General features: G+C 53.6%; 17 protein-coding genes, 3 tRNA genes and 1 pseudogene. 7 read left to right on the top strand and 14 right to left on the bottom strand.

Features of this window, described 5'->3' with window-relative positions; translation table 11 throughout:
• From INT20_RS17320 to INT20_RS17275, 10 genes and pseudogenes are all read right to left on the bottom strand, one after another.
• Window positions 1-225 (bottom strand): annotated as a pseudogene (locus INT20_RS17320) (IS256 family transposase); the annotation flags it as partial.
• A 48-nt stretch (window positions 226-273) separates the two neighbouring features.
• Window positions 274-387: a manganese catalase family protein gene (locus INT20_RS17315; RefSeq protein ID WP_226912236.1), complete on the bottom strand. Its 114-nt coding sequence runs from the start codon at window positions 385-387 to the stop codon at window positions 274-276.
• A gap of 280 nt (window positions 388-667) precedes the next feature.
• A complete protein-coding gene (locus tag INT20_RS17310; protein ID WP_172117339.1) occupies window positions 668-880 on the bottom strand; it encodes a con-10 family general stress protein in 213 nt (70 codons plus the stop codon).
• A 933-nt stretch (window positions 881-1,813) separates the two neighbouring features.
• Window positions 1,814-1,889, bottom strand: a tRNA-Thr gene (locus INT20_RS17305).
• Window positions 1,890-1,961: 72 nt separating this feature from the next.
• A tRNA-Gln gene (locus tag INT20_RS17300) sits at window positions 1,962-2,036 on the bottom strand.
• A gap of 5 nt (window positions 2,037-2,041) precedes the next feature.
• A tRNA-Phe gene (locus tag INT20_RS17295) sits at window positions 2,042-2,117 on the bottom strand.
• Window positions 2,118-2,273: 156 nt separating this feature from the next.
• Entirely contained in the window at window positions 2,274-2,549 is a 276-nt protein-coding gene (locus INT20_RS17290; RefSeq protein WP_172118873.1) for an oxidative damage protection protein, read from the bottom strand.
• 35 nt (window positions 2,550-2,584) lie between these two features.
• Complete coding sequence (mutY, locus tag INT20_RS17285) at window positions 2,585-3,679, bottom strand: A/G-specific adenine glycosylase (protein ID WP_193057408.1); 1,095 nt, start codon at window positions 3,677-3,679, stop codon at window positions 2,585-2,587.
• Window positions 3,680-3,791: 112 nt separating this feature from the next.
• Window positions 3,792-6,131 (bottom strand): AsmA family protein, encoded by a 2,340-nt coding sequence (locus INT20_RS17280; RefSeq protein ID WP_193057407.1) that lies wholly within the window; start codon window positions 6,129-6,131, stop codon window positions 3,792-3,794.
• On the bottom strand, window positions 6,131-6,613 hold the full coding sequence (locus tag INT20_RS17275; protein ID WP_193057406.1) for an acetyl-CoA sensor PanZ family protein: 483 nt from the start codon (window positions 6,611-6,613) through the stop codon (window positions 6,131-6,133). Before INT20_RS17275 ends, INT20_RS17280 begins: the two co-directional genes overlap by 1 nt.
• Before the next feature lie 204 nt (window positions 6,614-6,817).
• Between INT20_RS17275 and hisB the strand changes: the two genes are divergently transcribed.
• The 5 genes from hisB to INT20_RS17250 all read left to right on the top strand — a co-directional run bounded on the left by hisB (window position 6,818) and on the right by INT20_RS17250 (window position 10,209).
• Window positions 6,818-7,411: an imidazoleglycerol-phosphate dehydratase HisB gene (gene hisB, locus INT20_RS17270; protein WP_193057405.1), complete on the top strand. Its 594-nt coding sequence runs from the start codon at window positions 6,818-6,820 to the stop codon at window positions 7,409-7,411.
• Window positions 7,412-7,499: 88 nt separating this feature from the next.
• Window positions 7,500-8,141 (top strand): imidazole glycerol phosphate synthase subunit HisH, encoded by a 642-nt coding sequence (hisH, locus tag INT20_RS17265; protein WP_193054344.1) that lies wholly within the window; start codon window positions 7,500-7,502, stop codon window positions 8,139-8,141.
• An 11-nt stretch (window positions 8,142-8,152) separates the two neighbouring features.
• A complete protein-coding gene (gene hisA / locus INT20_RS17260) occupies window positions 8,153-8,899 on the top strand; it encodes a 1-(5-phosphoribosyl)-5-[(5-phosphoribosylamino)methylideneamino]imidazole-4-carboxamide isomerase (protein WP_087108555.1) in 747 nt (248 codons plus the stop codon).
• Window positions 8,896-9,669: an imidazole glycerol phosphate synthase subunit HisF gene (hisF, locus tag INT20_RS17255; RefSeq protein WP_193054345.1), complete on the top strand. Its 774-nt coding sequence runs from the start codon at window positions 8,896-8,898 to the stop codon at window positions 9,667-9,669. Before hisA ends, hisF begins: the two co-directional genes overlap by 4 nt.
• Before the next feature lie 36 nt (window positions 9,670-9,705).
• Window positions 9,706-10,209 (top strand): hypothetical protein, encoded by a 504-nt coding sequence (locus INT20_RS17250; protein ID WP_193057404.1) that lies wholly within the window; start codon window positions 9,706-9,708, stop codon window positions 10,207-10,209.
• A 12-nt stretch (window positions 10,210-10,221) separates the two neighbouring features.
• On the opposite strand, the gene INT20_RS17245 is transcribed toward INT20_RS17250, so the two are convergent.
• Entirely contained in the window at window positions 10,222-10,824 is a 603-nt protein-coding gene (locus INT20_RS17245; RefSeq protein ID WP_193057403.1) for a YjaG family protein, read from the bottom strand.
• Window positions 10,825-10,937: 113 nt separating this feature from the next.
• Between INT20_RS17245 and INT20_RS17240 the strand changes: the two genes are divergently transcribed.
• Window positions 10,938-11,630 (top strand): type 1 glutamine amidotransferase, encoded by a 693-nt coding sequence (locus INT20_RS17240; RefSeq protein ID WP_193057402.1) that lies wholly within the window; start codon window positions 10,938-10,940, stop codon window positions 11,628-11,630.
• A gap of 121 nt (window positions 11,631-11,751) precedes the next feature.
• On the opposite strand, the gene selD is transcribed toward INT20_RS17240, so the two are convergent.
• From selD to INT20_RS17225, 3 genes are all read right to left on the bottom strand, one after another.
• A complete protein-coding gene (gene selD / locus INT20_RS17235; RefSeq protein ID WP_193057401.1) occupies window positions 11,752-12,789 on the bottom strand; it encodes a selenide, water dikinase SelD in 1,038 nt (345 codons plus the stop codon).
• A gap of 79 nt (window positions 12,790-12,868) precedes the next feature.
• Complete coding sequence (gene radA, locus INT20_RS17230; protein ID WP_193057400.1) at window positions 12,869-14,242, bottom strand: DNA repair protein RadA; 1,374 nt, start codon at window positions 14,240-14,242, stop codon at window positions 12,869-12,871.
• A 98-nt stretch (window positions 14,243-14,340) separates the two neighbouring features.
• Complete coding sequence (locus tag INT20_RS17225; protein WP_193057399.1) at window positions 14,341-14,793, bottom strand: copper resistance protein NlpE N-terminal domain-containing protein; 453 nt, start codon at window positions 14,791-14,793, stop codon at window positions 14,341-14,343.
• A 164-nt stretch (window positions 14,794-14,957) separates the two neighbouring features.
• Between INT20_RS17225 and hisC the strand changes: the two genes are divergently transcribed.
• Complete coding sequence (hisC, locus tag INT20_RS17220; protein WP_193057398.1) at window positions 14,958-16,019, top strand: histidinol-phosphate transaminase; 1,062 nt, start codon at window positions 14,958-14,960, stop codon at window positions 16,017-16,019.
• Window positions 16,020-16,236: the final 217 nt, after the last annotated feature.

Raw genomic sequence — 16,236 nt, 5'->3', positions numbered from 1 at the left:
GGTTAGCTCAAAGCGGCCTGCAGGGCTTTTCATGGTCTTGGGAGAGCCCCCGTTTTTGCGGTTGGGCGTCTCTTGATTGTCGAGATGCGCGTCGAGCTCCGCCTGCATGGCAGCCTCGGTCAACTGCTTGATGAGCGGCGTCAGAATGCCCTCCTTGCCGGTGAGATCTTTCCCTTCTCGCAGGGCTTTCAGCGCCGCGTCCATGTCAAATGTTGGTTGTGTCATACATCACCTCTTTCCTCTTAGGGTAGAAGTGACACAGAATTCTGAACACTACCGGATTTCCCCTTCTATACCGCCGATAGCCTGTTGGAGCAACATGGCGAATTCAGGATTAGGTTTATCGACTTTAACTGGATATTGCAGCTTTGCAGAGTGGTGGAACATAGTACAGCCTCCTGGATTAACTGCCAGGAAGAAAACTTCCTGGCAGCAGACTTAAACGTTACGCAGTACCAACCTCATTACTAACGGTTCCTTCTAAACAAAGCGCTTCCTTGCAAGCCCATCAAATGAAATATCTGATCGCGTTTAGTTAAGTATTGAAGGCCTCTGCACACTCCCCTTAAGCAGCAACTCACTCAGATGCTATTACTGCCATATTTACAAGAGGGCAACGTTTAAGCTAAGTGGTTATGTAAAACCTAATCGACCTGACCGGCCACCATCAGGAATTACCACCGTGGCTGTTCTCTCCACCTTTCTTACCGGCTTCGGAAGCTCGCTCCGGATCATTAGCGAAGTTACCTCCGCTCTTTTGGCCACCTTTATGGCCGATATCTTCATAAAATTCTTTACCATGTGTTTTTGAGGTGGCTTCACCACCTTTCTGTCCTGCCTGCTCGCGGCTCATTCCATTATCTTTGCGATCATTAGCCATGATTCATCTCCTTTTCATGCTTTCGGCAAAAACATATCAATCGTTAACTCGATTAACCAATCGAGTAATTTGAGCGTAGCTAACCCCAAAGCCATTTCAAGAGATACGACAGATAATGGAAATCTTTAATCTTTGTCGCCACGTTGTTTTGTTGTTATTAAAATACAGCGCTAAGATAAAACAACATAGGCCTAACAACGCTTGCTTATACCGTAAGCAGAGACATAAAGAGAACATATCCCCTTACTATTTAACTTACGTAATTTTTCCGTATAACTATTTTTTAGATCAAGCTGGAAGTAACAGAGTGAAAGCGATGGTTAAAACAATCTTCTTGCATACTCACGAGAATTAGTTGGGCCATGGTGCCTCCTGCTCCTGCAGCTGCGGGGGGCCCAAGGTAAGAAGAATGAATACCGGCGCTGCCCAAGCCGGAAATGATGGTCAAGCAGCTACCAGAAAGGCTATTTTTTATTTATCGAAAACCCAACATGGCGACCATAAGCCATTGAAAATAAAAGACATACAGAACCAGTGTAAGAGAATGCTTACAAAAATATCAGCGATAGACTACATCATTTCCTGCTAAAGCCGTTAGAATCGTACCTGCTACGGATCGCAGTAGCTCACTTGAGTCGCGCCAGCCCATGGAAGGGTTTCGGAAAGCAATATGCGAAAGGATCAAGGACGCGCGACAGGCCACGGACGGCCTTATTATCCATGTTAGATAACCTCTGCTACATTATTATCCCGCCATTTTCAGCACCAACCTTACTCATGTTTTTGCCAGCACTCGTCGCGCAAGCTAAGTAGACGTTATGCCTGCCTTTATCGTTACTTCTTTATGTTTATTTTTATAGCACGCACAAAAAAGCCGCCCTTTCGGACGGCTTAATCTAATTCTCTAATGTGTTACTTTTAACCATCTTCTGATGGTGCCGACACCAGGAGTCGAACCCGGGACCTACTGATTACAAGTCAGTTGCTCTACCAACTGAGCTATGTCGGCGCTTCACATTTTCTTGAGAAAATGATTGCTTCGCTGTTAGGCTCTACAATCAACAAGAAATCTTGTTGGCAATGGCTGGGGTACCAGGATTCGAACCTGGGAATGCCGCTACCAAAAAGCGGTGCCTTACCACTTGGCGATACCCCAACGTTTGGTGGCCAGAGACGGAATCGAACCGCCGACACGGGGATTTTCAATCCCCTGCTCTACCAACTGAGCTATCTGGCCGCTGCCAACGGTGCGTATTAAACTAAAAACTCAGCTTTTCGTCAACACCTTTGTGAAACTTTCTTTTCTAACCGTCGCTTAGGATAACTCTACGACTAACGGCGCAGGGCTGAAACGCCCGTAATTCGTGGGGCTTCCGCCTGCTTGAGCCGTTGATTAAGCCTGGGTAGGCGGCACATAGCCCTCGGCTTGGTCGGTGGTTTCGTTATTCAGGAAGCGTTGCATTTGATCCATCAGGTAGGCGCGCGCTTCCGGGTCGAGCATATTCAGGTGCTTTTCGTTGATTAAACGGGTCTGCAGCGCCTGCCACTCTTCCCACGCCTGCTTGGATACAGTGGTTTGGATTTCCTGGCCCTGCTTGCCGGGTAGCGGCGGGAACGGAAGCGCTGGCAGCTCTTTTTGATACTTACGACAAAAAACCGTATTACTCATTGATAACTCCTTGGTGGACAGTAACGTCCAAGGCCTTATACACGCCCGGGCGCTAAGTTAAGGGTAAAAGATGCCAGTTGACCCAGCAGCGCTTTGACAGGTGCCGCCAAGCCAAGCTCCCGGGGGTGGTTAACATCAAACCACACCCCGTGCTCTCTTACCTCACTCAGCCTATCGCAGGAAACCGGCTGAGGGGTAATCTCAAGGCGAAAATGGCTAAAGGTATGCTGGAAGCCTGGCATGGCCGTCTCACGTTTAGGCGATACAACGTATTGTTCAAGCCAGTCGTTCAGTTCACTGTGCGTGTCGAATTGCGGCAAGCTCCATAGCCCGCCCCACAAACCGCTAGGCGGGCGCTGCTCCAACCAGACGCGCCCTTGGGAATCGCGTAGCAGGAGCATAATCGTACAGCGAGTGGGCAACGCTTTCTTGGGTTTGGATTCAGGATAGCGCTGTGGCTCACCCTGAGCGTACGCCAGGCATACATCATTAAACGGGCAGCATGTGCAGTCAGGCTTACTGCGCTTACACAAGGTGGCACCAAAATCCATCATCGCCTGCGTAAAATCCGCTAAGCGTGTGGACGGCGTGTAGTAGTCGGCCAGCGCCCACAACGTTCGTTCGACGGCAGGCTTACCGGGCCAGCCAGGAATAGCGTGTAATCGCGTTAGCGAGCGTTTTACGTTGCCATCTAAAATGGCGGCTCGGTTGCCGGTACTCTGGGCGATAATCGCGCCTGCCGTTGATCGCCCAATGCCAGGCAAAGCGACTAGCGCATCGACACTTTCAGTGGGCAGTTCGCCGTTGTGCGCCTCCAGCGCCAGCTGAGCGGCCTTATGCAGGTTGCGCGCCCGGGCGTAATAACCAAGCCCGGTCCATAAGTGCAACACCTCATCCTGAGGAGCGAGAGCGAGCGACTCAAGCGTTGGGAAGCGAGCCATAAAGCGCTCGAAGTAAGGGATCACTGTCGCCACTTGGGTCTGCTGAAGCATAATTTCCGAAACCCACACTCGGTAAGCGCTACGGGGCGACTGCCAAGGCAAGTCGTGCCGACCATACTGGTCAAACCAGGTAAGCAGGCGGCGATAAAACTCGCTTGCTTCAAGCCTTGGGGTTGGCATATCAGCCATTGGGACTCCTTCGCTAGCGTGTTCGTAACGTATTTGGCTAAATGAGCCAATCAGCGTATACCAATAAAAAAGCGCCGGCATTTAGCCGGCGCAGACTGACTTATAGGAATGCTCAGTTGAAGAGGCGGCGAATACCTTCGCGAAGGTTTTGGCCGGCGCCTTCACCCAAGCGCTCATCCAACTGATCCAACGAACCGCCTACGCGCTCCTCAAGTTCCGTAGTCACACGGTTTCCAGCTTCGTTACGCAACAGGTTAACCACGGCGGTCTGAAAAGCCTCTCGATCAATGCGGCACCATTCGCTGGTTACATCGCCAATGTGGCCCTCACAGCGAACGGGCAGCGGCAACTGCTCCAGGCGAGGGTTCACTTCACAGGCAGCATCGGCGGTATTCGCTAACCGTGCATCTGCACGCGTATCAAAGTTCAGGCTGTTGAAATTCAGCTCGCCCTTTCCGTTAACTTCGATCCCCGGCAGGGTGATGTTCAGGTTGTCACTGCTCATGACGCCATTACGTATCTGGAACGTCGCATCAAAACGCTCGAAGCGCGTATCGTTATGCCAGTCGCGGACGGTTCCTTCGCCTTCTACCTGGGCTGCCAGTTCACACATCTGCTGAGAAATATTAATATCTAAAATCGCACCTTCATTAAGGCGCCCATCCAACTGTCCATTCAGGTTGCTGACCAACGCTTCACGGGTATTGCCACGGGACGTTAGCTCGCCATCCAGATGCAAGCGCCCTCTCAGCGGAGAGGGCTCGTCCTCATCACTGAGCGCTTCAATCAGCGATGCCATTTGCACATTATTAATGGTCGGGACCAGCGCCCACTCCATTACCCGCTCGCGGGCATCCAACTGGCCTGAAGCACTAAGTTCTCCGTCATAAAAGCGTGCGTCAAAGGCGGTCAGTTGCTGAAGGCCTTCCTCACCTTGTAGCTGCAAGCGCGTGTCATTAAAGGTAAGACCTCCCAGCAGAAGTGTATCGACACGTAGGTCGCCCTCCATTGACAACTCACTGAGCCATGCTTGCGGCAGCAACATCTCTGCACTCTGGGCAAACGCCCTGCGCAATAAGCCTAAACTTGCCTGCTGAGACGTTGCGGGACCTGGAAGATAATGATCAACATTCAGGTTATCGCCTTCCAGATCAAACGTTAGCTGCGACCCATCCAGCGCGGCAGCAACTTGCCCTGTAAAGGTGCCGTCATCGACAACCAGCGATAGCCGGGGTAGCGATACGTGCTGCTCATCCCCTTCAATGGGGCTGGTCATGGCGATATCGCTAAGCGCTGCTTCACTGGTGGTATTCAATTCAACGCCTGCACGAGTCAGCCACGGACGCAGCGTAAAAGGCGCGGCGGTCATCTGGCCACGGTATTGAGGTGCATCAAACATCTGCTCGACATTCAGGTGGCCACTCACGCGCAGACCATCAGGCCCGGTTAGCTGTAGCTCCTTTAGCTGTGCGGTTTGCGCCTGCCAGTTACTTTCCAAACCAAAGGCTAGCGCCAACGCTAAACTGCCCTGCCATTTTTCAGGGTCCTGCAAGCCAGCTTCTAGTACGCCTTCGGTAATACTTAACTGCTTCTCTTCCATACGTGCGACGATTTCAGCCGCCCTTAAACCAAGCCGCTGGGGCTCACTGTCTGGGTGCAAACGTGTGTTTGTACTTAAACGGGTATTTTCCAGTACCACGCTGTCTTCTGCGAGCTTAAGGCGCATGCGTGTTTCAAGGTCAATATCAGTGGTTAAATCCGGCGTGCGCTCCAGCACTTCAGCATCCAAACGATTATGCTTGGTTAGCGTAAACATGGCTTTTAAAGGGAAAGGACTTACCGGATTGACGTTGCTGCCGGAAACATTCAGCGACTGCAGGCGCCACAACGCTTGGCTTTGCGCATCGCGAAAACGAATATCGGCGTCTTTTACTTCAACACTGGCGATGTTCAATACAACGGAAAGATTGCCCGCATCGGCATTCGGCCCTGCACTTGCTGGCGCCAGCACAGTTTGTGCTTTTTCATCGCTACCTTCAGCCAAACGCTCGACCAGCGGCTCCCAGTTGCCTTCACCTGCCTCGTCCCGCTCAAGGTTTAGGCGCATGCCGTCCAGCGTTAAGCCGTCAACTGCAATTTCACCACGCAATAATGGCGCAAAAGCGACGCTGACCTCGGCGCGCTGTATAGAAGCAAACGATGTATCTTCTTCCGATTGCTCGGGCAGCCAGGCGCGCGCTTGCTCAACGCTTACCCCAATGCGTGGATAGAAAGACCATGTGATCGGCCCATCAAGCGCCAGGTGCAGCCCCGTATGCTCTTCCACAACGGACGTCAGGCGTGGCTTGAAATCTTCGGGGTCAAGAAAGGTGGTCACATAAACCACCGCCGCCACCCCTACAATGGCGAGAATGCCGACAGCAGCCAGCAAAATACGTAATAACTGTTTCATTACCCTTTCCCTTGTGGGTCTAACTCAACAAAATTGCTGGTAAGAGGTTGGTCCGATGTGGGTCTTTCGGCACTGGTGCTAGGACGATAGCCAAGCTTGGAGAGCAGCACCTGGTCGGCCAACGGTAGCGCTGAGATGTCAATACGCAGTTTACGCCCCTCTTGCTTGGCCTGTTCACCCAGCAGCGCCATTAGCCGCGAGCCAACGCCGCGGCGGCGTGTGGTTTTGCGTACACAGAGCTCTGAAAGCCACCATGCCCGGTCTTGTCCTTCTTGAATAGCCACCGCTCCCAACAATCGATCATTAAAGTGCGCGCAGGCAAAAAAGTGCTTCGCTTTTAGATGTTGCTCTATAAAAGGCAGGACCGCTTGAGCAGGCACTCGCTCTTTCGGTGCCTCCTCATAAATGCGCATCAAATCGAGACGCACTTGTTCATCGCTCTCCCAACAGGCTTGGTCGACGCGCTCCAGTGTCACCGGCATGATGAACTCCTCTTCGCCAAAGCAGCAAAACTGCCATTTTTAATGCCTAAAAGGGCGGCTACATTGCGCGCATTGTAGCGGATGGGGGCGCCGATTCTCTATAATGTTCGCTTTGCCGCAGATATATGCCCTAATAACAGAGCGATGAAACAGTGCGACCCATCGCCTTCCCTTCAGAATGCGCTAGAGCGCAGGAGATGCAACATGGCAGCGCGTATTGCCACGGTTAGCCGTGATACCAATGAAACCCAGATCACCGTCAGCGTCAATCTGGATGGCGAAGGCCACCTTCGCTGCGAGACGGGCGTTCCCTTTCTGGATCATATGCTTGATCAGGTTGCACGCCACGGGATGATAGACCTTGATATCCTCGCCAAAGGCGATTTGCATATTGATGAACACCATACCGTTGAAGACCTGGGCATTACTATGGGCCAGGCGTTTAATGAAGCGATTGGCGACAAGCGCGGCATTTATCGCTATGGCCATGCGTATGTGCCGCTGGATGAAGCACTCTCCCGCGTGGTGATCGACTTCTCTGGTCGGCCCGGCCTTTATATGGATGTCGAATTTACGCGCGCCACCATAGGCCGTCTTGATACCCAGCTGTTCTGGGAGTTTTTTCAAGGGTTCGTTAATCATGCGCGCGTCACGCTGCATATTGACAACATGAAAGGCTTTAACGCTCACCACCAAGCCGAAACAATTTTTAAAGCCTTTGGACGCGCCCTACGCATGGCGGTGGCAGAAGATCCACGCATGGCGGGGCAGATGCCTTCCACCAAAGGGAGCCTGTAATGGCGGGCTGTCGTACCTATATCAGTGCATATATCAGTACAGTAAACAGCTCAGGTAACCGTTCGTTCACTCGATCAAGGAGCGCTTCATGACTATTGCGGTAATCGACTACGGGATGGGTAATCTACATTCTGTCGCGAAGGCGCTTGAACATGTAACGCACGAGAACGTCATTATCACCCGTGATCCGCGGCGCATTTTAGGCGCCACCCGCCTGGTACTGCCAGGCCAGGGTGCTATTCGCGACTGTGTGAGTGAGCTTGAACGCACGGAGCTGCGTGGCTTGGTTGATGATGTGCTAACGCGTCAGGCGAAACCGTTGCTGGGCATTTGCGTGGGCCAGCAAATGTTAATGGAGCGAAGCGAAGAGAACGGCGGCGTCGACTGTCTGGGCTTCTTCAAGGGCAGCGTGGATCGCTTTCCGACCACGATGCGCGACGCGCACGAACAGCGTTTAAAAGTGCCACATATGGGCTGGAACCTGGTGGAACAAAGCCATGACCATCCGCTATGGGCAGGCATTGATAACAACGAGCACTTCTACTTTGTGCACAGTTATTACGTGAATGCTGCCGACGATGCCCAGGTTTTTGGCACCACGCATTATGGCGATGTCAGTGCCCACGTGGCGATTGGCCGCGATGCCACCTTTGCCGTACAGTTCCACCCAGAAAAAAGCTCCCGAGCAGGCCTACGCTTACTCGAAAACTTTGTCACCTGGACACCCTAAGAGGTTTAGTTATGTTGGTAATTCCTGCGATTGATCTCAAAGACGGCCAGTGTGTGCGGTTGAAACAGGGGCGTATGGATGATGCAACCTCTTACGGCGATGACCCGGTCGCTATGGCCGCGCGCTGGGTAGAAGCTGGCGCGCGACGCCTTCATCTGGTCGATTTGAACGGTGCGTTTGAAGGTAAGCCGGTCAATGGCGACGCCGTGACAGCCATCGCACGTGCCTACCCCAACCTGCCCATTCAAATTGGCGGCGGCATCCGTACTGCTGAAACCATTGAGCACTACCTGAATGCAGGCGTATCCTACGTGATTATCGGCACCAAGGCGGTTAAAGAGCCCGCGTTTGTGGGTGAAATGTGCCGCGCTTTTCCTGGTCGCGTGATTGTTGGCTTGGACGCTAAAGATGGCTTCGTGGCCACCGACGGCTGGGCAGAAGTTTCAAGCGTTAAAGCCGTCGACCTGGCGAAGCGGTTTGCTGATGACGGCGTCTCCAGCATCGTCTATACCGACATTGCCCGTGACGGCATGATGCAAGGCGTTAACGTTGAAGCAACGGCTCAGTTGGCTCGCGAAGGCGGCTTGCCGGTCATCGCCTCTGGGGGCGTGACCAACCTGGATGACATCAAAGCGCTGTGCGATGTCGCCGATAGCGGTATTTTAGGCGCCATTACCGGTCGTGCCATTTACGAAGGCAGTCTGGATGTGGCTGAAGCACAACGTCTTAGCGACCAGCTAACAGGAGGCGGTGCGTGAGCTTATCCAAGCGTATAATCCCCTGCCTGGACGTTGATGCTGGGCGAGTGGTGAAAGGCGTCAACTTTGTCGGCATTCGTGACGCAGGCGACCCGGTCGAGATTGCCCAGCGCTATAATCAGCAGGGCGCCGATGAAATTACCTTTCTGGATATTACCGCTAGCCACGAAGGCCGCGACACTACTGTCGAAATGGTCGAACGCATCGCAGGGGAAGTGTTTATTCCGCTGACGGTGGGTGGCGGTATTCGCAGCTGTGACGATATTCGTACAATGCTGAATGCAGGCGCGGATAAAGTGTCGATCAACACCGCCGCCGTTACGAATCCTGAATTTGTTCGCGAAGCTGCGGAACGCTTTGGCAGCCAGTGCATCGTGGTGGCGATTGATGCCAAGCGCGTCTCCAGTGAAGGCGAGCCGCCGCGCTGGGAGATTTTCACACATGGCGGCCGCCGCCCAACCGGGCTTGATGCGGTGGAGTGGGCCAAAAAAATGGTCGAGTTTGGCGCGGGCGAGCTGCTGCTCACTAGCATGGACCGTGATGGCACCAAAATCGGCTTTGACCTTGGCGTGACCCACGCGATTTCAGAAGCCGTGAGCGTGCCAGTGATTGCATCTGGCGGCGTGGGCAATCTGGATCACCTGGTGGACGGCGTATTGGAAGGTGGTGCGGATGCTGTGCTGGCCGCCAGTATTTTCCACTTTGGAGAGCATACGATCCCTGAAGCAAAGCGCTATATGGCAGAGCGCGGTATAGAGATGCGTCTGTAACATTTTTGTTGCCCAGTCCCTTTTTAGGAGTATCACATGCCCCGTTGTTCCCCATGGTTGGGAGGGCTAACTGGTTTATGGCTGAGCGCATCTGCCTCAGCCTTCACCTTACCGGACTGGCCTCCGACGCTTGAGCTGGACCATACGCTGGTGCAAACCAGCCTGTTAACCCGCCACTTTGATCCACAGCCAGATCATAACAATCAGCAGAATTTGATCGGCATTGAGTTACATAACCCGGAGCGTTGGTTGGCAGGTACGGCGTGGTTTAAAAACTCGTATAATCAGCCCACCTGGTACGTTTATGCCGGGCGTGAATTCCCCCTTTGGCAGTTCAAAGAGATTAACGTCAGGGCCAAACTCACCGGTGGGCTCCTGCATGGCTATAAAGGTGAGTATCGGGACAAAATCCCTCTCAACCACCTTGAAACCGCACCCGCCCTGCTGCCCAGCATTGGTATGCAGTGGGGGCGGCTTGAGTCTGACCTCATCATTTTCGGCACCGCTGGCATGATGGTAACCGCAGGCCTGCGCTTTTAGGCAGGCCAAGCCTCATTCATCATCTTCCTCAAGGCTAAGACCCAGATTACTAATACCGTCGTTACGCCCTAGCGTGCGTATTTCCTTAAGCGCGGCTTTGTTTAGCGGTTCACTGACCGCTTCCAAAACCGCGTCCTGAAAATCATTTTCGTCGGCCATTAACGGATGGTCCCGAATCAGTAAAGCAAGCTTTTGGGCATCCTCTTCGCCTTCAGTAAGTTCGATAAAGGCACGTACCCCGGCACGTGACGTACGGCTCACATCCAGCACGGCTTCTGGCGAGTCGCCTTGCAGTGTGTCCAACAACGCCGACAGGGAAACCACCGCGTCCAGCGCACGACGCGCACCAAAGCTTTCATCATCAGCAGGCGGTTCGCACTCCGCCAACTTTTCCGCCTGACGCGCAAAATCAATGCTCGCGTTGGGCACGCTTAAGCGCTCCCAAACCAGGTTAATTACGGTACGCAGCGTGTGAATATCCCCTTGGCCAGTGGTCTGCTCGTACAGGGCGTAATTAGGCAGCAGGCGCTCACATAATGCAGCCATAAACGCTTGCTGAGCCGGTAGCGGAAGCAGTTGCAACTGCTGATAAAATCCTGGGGGCTTGGACGCCATACTGATTTCCTAACGCGTGATATTGGTGAAATGGGGACAATACGTTATGGTCGAACTCGCGCTGTCATTAACACTGACAGCCTTTACTGTGTACGGCCGGCGAGGAGATTACCATGCATATTCATTTGCTACAGCACAGTGCTGATCATGCTCCCGCCCGCTTAACGGATTGGTTAAGCAGTATGGGACATAGTTACACTATTTTTCATCTTTATGCCGGCGAGTTAACGCCTCGTCCGGCAGAAAGCGATGCGTTAATCGTGCTGGATGGCCCTGAAACGTTTATAGATCAGCCGCCTGCCTGGTTTAAAGCCGAAAACAAATTGATTAACCGTTATCTGGATGGTCATAAGCCCATGATGGGCATTGGCCTAGGGGCCCTGTGGATCGCCCAGGCACTTGAGGCAATCATCGCTCCAGGTACGTATCCCGAAAGAGGTTGGCATACCGTATCGCTGGCTCCAGAAAGCCCGTTTGACTTACCCGAGCAGTTTGACGCTTTTATGTGGCATCGTTATGTATTTAGCTTGCCCGATAATGCATTGCCGTTGGGCGGCAGTGCGGCGGCACCGCTGCAAGGCTTTAGCTGGGACAGTGGCCGCGTCATCGGTTTGCTATGCCTTTTTGAGGTAACGCTTTCCAATGTGAAAAAGCGCCTTGAGCATGCCGAGCCCACTACGCCTACCTCTTCCGCGGCAGACCGCTTTCGCCAGGATAGTAGCCAGATCCTTGAAGACGCAACGCGCTTTCATCGGCTGGCACCGCTGCTTGATCGCGTCATGACTCAATGGCTTAGAGTGAGCTAACCACGCCGAAAGATAGCCGCTAGGCGCTCCACTGCTTAGCGGCTTCCCAACAGCTGTCCCAATCCCCCACGTGAAGTTCTGGTGCCGCTGTCGCGCGCTGTTTCAGGCACTTTCTCAAGCACTATCCCACCACCTCGATCAGCGCCTCGCTCTCACGGGCTTTCATGACGCCAAACGGCTGAAGCGATAAGCCGAACTCGCGGCCAATGCGTTCAACATCATCTTGCCAAGCAGGGTCGACACTTAGTAGTAAGCCGCCTGACGTTTGCGGGTCGCATAGCCATTGCCAGTGAGCTTCATCCATATCAGGCAAGCTTTTACCTAAGGCATCGCGGTTGCGCCGTGTGCCGCCGGGAACGGCCCCTTGACGACGATAAGTTTCTGCCTGAGCCAGCCGAGGTAGGCGGCGAAAATCTATCTGGACCATGACGTTGCTTGCGCTGCATATTTCCGACAAATGCCCCGCTAAGCCAAACCCGGTAACGTCGGTCATGGCATTAAGGCCTTTTACATCGGCAAGCTTGACGCCGATACGGTTGGATTTAAGCATGGTTTCTCGAGCCAACCCGTGATGCCCTGCTTCCAGCAGGCCTTGCTTCTCTGCGGTGGTCAGCAGCCCAACGCCTAACGGCTTGGTCAAAAACAGCAGATCACCCGGCTTAGCGCGGCTATTGAGCTTTAGCTTGTCCAGGTCGACCAGCCCATTCACTGCCAGGCCAAAAATGGGCTCGGGCGTATCAATCGAGTGGCCACCTGCCAAGGCGACACCCAGCTCACGGCAAACGCCCTGGGCGCCGGCAATGACATCGCCGGCAATCTCCGCGCTCAGTTTGTCTAATGGCCAGCCAAGAATGCTTAGCGCCATGACCGGCGTACCGCCCATGGCGTAAATATCACTGATGGCGTTCGTGGCAGCAATTCGCCCAAAATCAAACGGGTCATCGACAATCGGCATGAAGAAGTCGGTAGTGGCAATCATGCCTCGCCCATCGCCCAGGTCATAGACAGCGGCATCTTCGCGCCCTTGATTGCCCACAATGAGCTGCTTATGCCCGGCTAACGGCCCTGCTTTGGCGAGAATACTGTCCAGTACATCCGGAGCTATTTTACAGCCACAGCCTGCGCCATGACTGTATTGGGTTAGGCGAATTGAACTCATTGTGTCTCTCCTTGGCACTGCATGTTTTTAGAACAGTTGTTATAACAGTCTTAATAACAATTCTTATAGCGTAGCCTACTTAAAGCGCCTCTAGCGCGTCGCTAAGCTTATCGACGGCAATGACTTCCATCCCCTTGGGTGACTGCTTGGGTGCATTCGCACGAGGTACAATCGCACGTAAAAAACCGTGTTTGGCGGCCTCGGCAATACGCTCCTGCCCACTGGGTACCGGGCGTATTTCACCAGAAAGCCCCACTTCGCCAAACACTACCAGCTCCTTGGGTAACGCGCGGTTTTGTAGGCTGGAGACGACCGCGAGCAGTACGGCCAGGTCCGCACTGGTCTCCAGTACTTTTACCCCGCCCACCACGTTCAAGAAAACATCCTGGTCGCCGGTAAAAAGACCACCATGGCGATTGAGCACGGCCAGCAGCATGGCTAAACGGTTTTGGTCTACCCCAACGGCCACACGGCGTGGATTCCCCAAGGCGGATTCATCAACCAGCGCCTGCACTTCGACAAGAATCGGGCGAGTGCCTTCCCACACCACCATGACAAGGCTGCCTGGCGCTTGCTCTTCCTGGCGAGAGAGAAAAATGGCACTGGGGTTTTTAACCTCTTTTAAGCCTTGCTCCAGCATAGCGAAGACGCCCAGCTCATTCACCGCACCAAAGCGGTTTTTCTGACCGCGCAGGGTTCTAAAGCGGGAGTCGGCGCCACCTTCCAGCAAAAGCGAGGCATCAATCATATGCTCCAGCACCTTGGGGCCTGCCAGCGTGCCATCTTTGGTGACATGGCCCACCAGTAACAGCACCGTATTGGTTTGCTTGGCAAAGCGAGTAAGCGCGGCAGCGGACTCACGTACCTGGGCCACCCCGCCCGGCGCCGAGCTAATATCCTCCAGATGCATGGTTTGGATAGAGTCGATCACCAATATTTCAGGCTTCTCACGCTCAGCCACGGCCAGGATGGTCTCAACGCTGGTTTCCGCAAGCATTTTCAAGCCGTTGGTAGGCAGCTGCAGGCGATGGGCACGCATGGCGACCTGAGACAATGACTCTTCACCGGTGACATACAAAATGCGCCGCTGCTGGGCCAGCTTACAGGCCGTTTGCAGCAATAGCGTGGACTTGCCCGCACCTGGGTTGCCCCCAAGCAATACCGCAGAACCCGGCACCAAGCCACCGCCCAATACACGGTCAAACTCATTAAAGGTGGAGCTTAGCCGCGGCACTTCACTTAGGTCGACATTGCTTAAATCAACCACATCTCGGGAGAGGTCACCCGCATAACCTCCCCGACCTGACCCACTGCTTCCGTTTCCGGGCCGCGCACTGGCCAGGCGAATCTCGCTCAGCGTATTCCACTCTTTACAACTGGAGCACTGGCCCTGCCACTTGCGATACTCCGCGCCACACTCGGTACATACAAAGGCACTTTTGGCTTTAGCCACCGCGCTGATACTCCCGTTGATGTTAACTCTTTGTCACTATTACCAGACTATAAAATACAAAAGGCGGCCAATGGCCGCCTTAGGATGTTACTGCTTACTTACTGACGCTGTAGCTGCAACATTTCGCCATTTTCAAAGCGCCGACGCTCTGGATCAATTAGCTCCAGCGTACGCTCATCAATACGCTGAAAGTAGTAAATTTGGCCGTCGCCATTGGGCGTCAACTCGTAAACAGAGGCATCGGGATCAGACGGCGTGCCGCTCAACACTTCCCAGTTACCTGCGTAGTTTTCAGGCGGAGGCGTTTGAGGGTGATTGCGATACGTCGCATCCAGAGTGAAAGTACGCTCATCAGGTGTGCTTGTTTCTTCGCCCACCATGGTAACGTCCAGATCAATACCATCACAGTTACGGCAAGGCAGTGTGCCTTGGTAGCGCTGTTGTGACGCGCTAACGCCTGCGTCACTCTCCTGGGCCGAAGGGCCGCCGGTCGCACAGCCTGCCAACAATGCCAACATAGCCGAACCGGCTAGCAAACTCCTGAATTGCATGGGGTGTCTCCTTATCGTGTTGGTCATACATTTCTTTCGCGCGATTATGACAGCATAACCGTTACAAGGTGCAACGCACACCCCTGATTGCAAGGGGAATGCTTGCGCTTAAGCGAGCATCAAGCGACCATGGCCTATTATGCAAGGATAATCAGGTTACCCACATGAGCCAATACTGGAGTCCCGCTGTTAAAGCGCTAACCCCTTATATACCCGGGGAGCAGCCGCGTGAGCGTATTATCAAGCTCAATACCAATGAAAACCCTTACCCGCCAGCACCGGGCGTCGGCCAGACACTGCGTGACTACGCGACCGACCATTTGCGTCTCTATCCCGACCCAACGTCTGCCGCACTGCGTACAACACTTGCTGAAACGTATGGCGTTGAAAGCCAGCAGGTATTTGTGGGCAATGGTTCAGATGAGGTGCTAGCGTTGGCTTTTCAAGCCTTCTTCTGTCACGGCGCGCCGCTTGATGCCCCGTCGATTACCTATAGTTTTTATCCGGTATACGCCAACCTGTATAACATTGAGCTACGCACTCATCCACTCAATGAGCAGTGGGAAGTTGATTTGGAGGCGCTCGGAACCGCGTCGGCGCGTAGCGGAGTGATTTTTGCCAATCCGAATGCGCCTACCGGCCATGCGCATTCGCTTGGGGATATTGAAACACTACTCAAGCGGGTAACGGATCGCGTTGTATTAGTTGATGAAGCGTATGTCGACTTTGGTGCCGAAAGCGCGATTGCATTGATTGATCGCTATCCGAATTTGCTGGTGACGGGCACATTCTCCAAATCACGCAGCCTGGCCGGCTTACGCTTGGGCTACGCCATTGGCTCAGTGGAGTTGATTGATGGCCTGCACCGCGTTAAGGACTCGTTTAACTCCTACCCGGTAGATAGCCTGGCAAGCCTTGTAGGTATTGCTGCACTTGACGATAAAGCGCACTTTGACGCAAGCCGGGAGCGCGTGATTACAACCCGTGAACGCACCCGTCAGCGTCTTGAAGCATTAGGATTTGAGGTATTACCCTCCAAGGCTAATTTTGTGCTTGCCCAGCATCCTGAGCATGCAGGCGCTCAACTGTTTGCGGGCCTTCGCGAGCGCGGCATTCTCGTACGCCACTTCAATACCCCTGAACTTAATAACTTCCTGCGCATTACCATCGGCACTGACGATGAGATGAATAGCCTGATAGAGGCGCTGGAAGCGATCTGCAGCTAGTTCGCTCGCCATACAAAGTTTTAAATGCCCTGTAGTGCGAGGCGCGGCAGGGCATTTTTGTAGGCATAGTTTTGTAAGCATAAGCTTCAGCCACCGCTTTTCATATTCCACGCATAAAAAAATCCCCCGAGGCGCGAGCCCCGGGGGATTTTTCACAATAAGTGCCTGACGATGACCTACTCTCGCATGGGGAGACCCCACACTACCATCGGCGCTA

This window comes from Halomonas citrativorans (genome assembly GCF_014898005.1).
GTDB classification, from domain to species: Bacteria; Pseudomonadota; Gammaproteobacteria; order Pseudomonadales; family Halomonadaceae; genus Vreelandella; species Vreelandella citrativorans.
The sequence above is the reverse complement of the archived record's forward strand: the minus strand, read 5'-3'. Positions and strand labels throughout refer to the sequence as shown.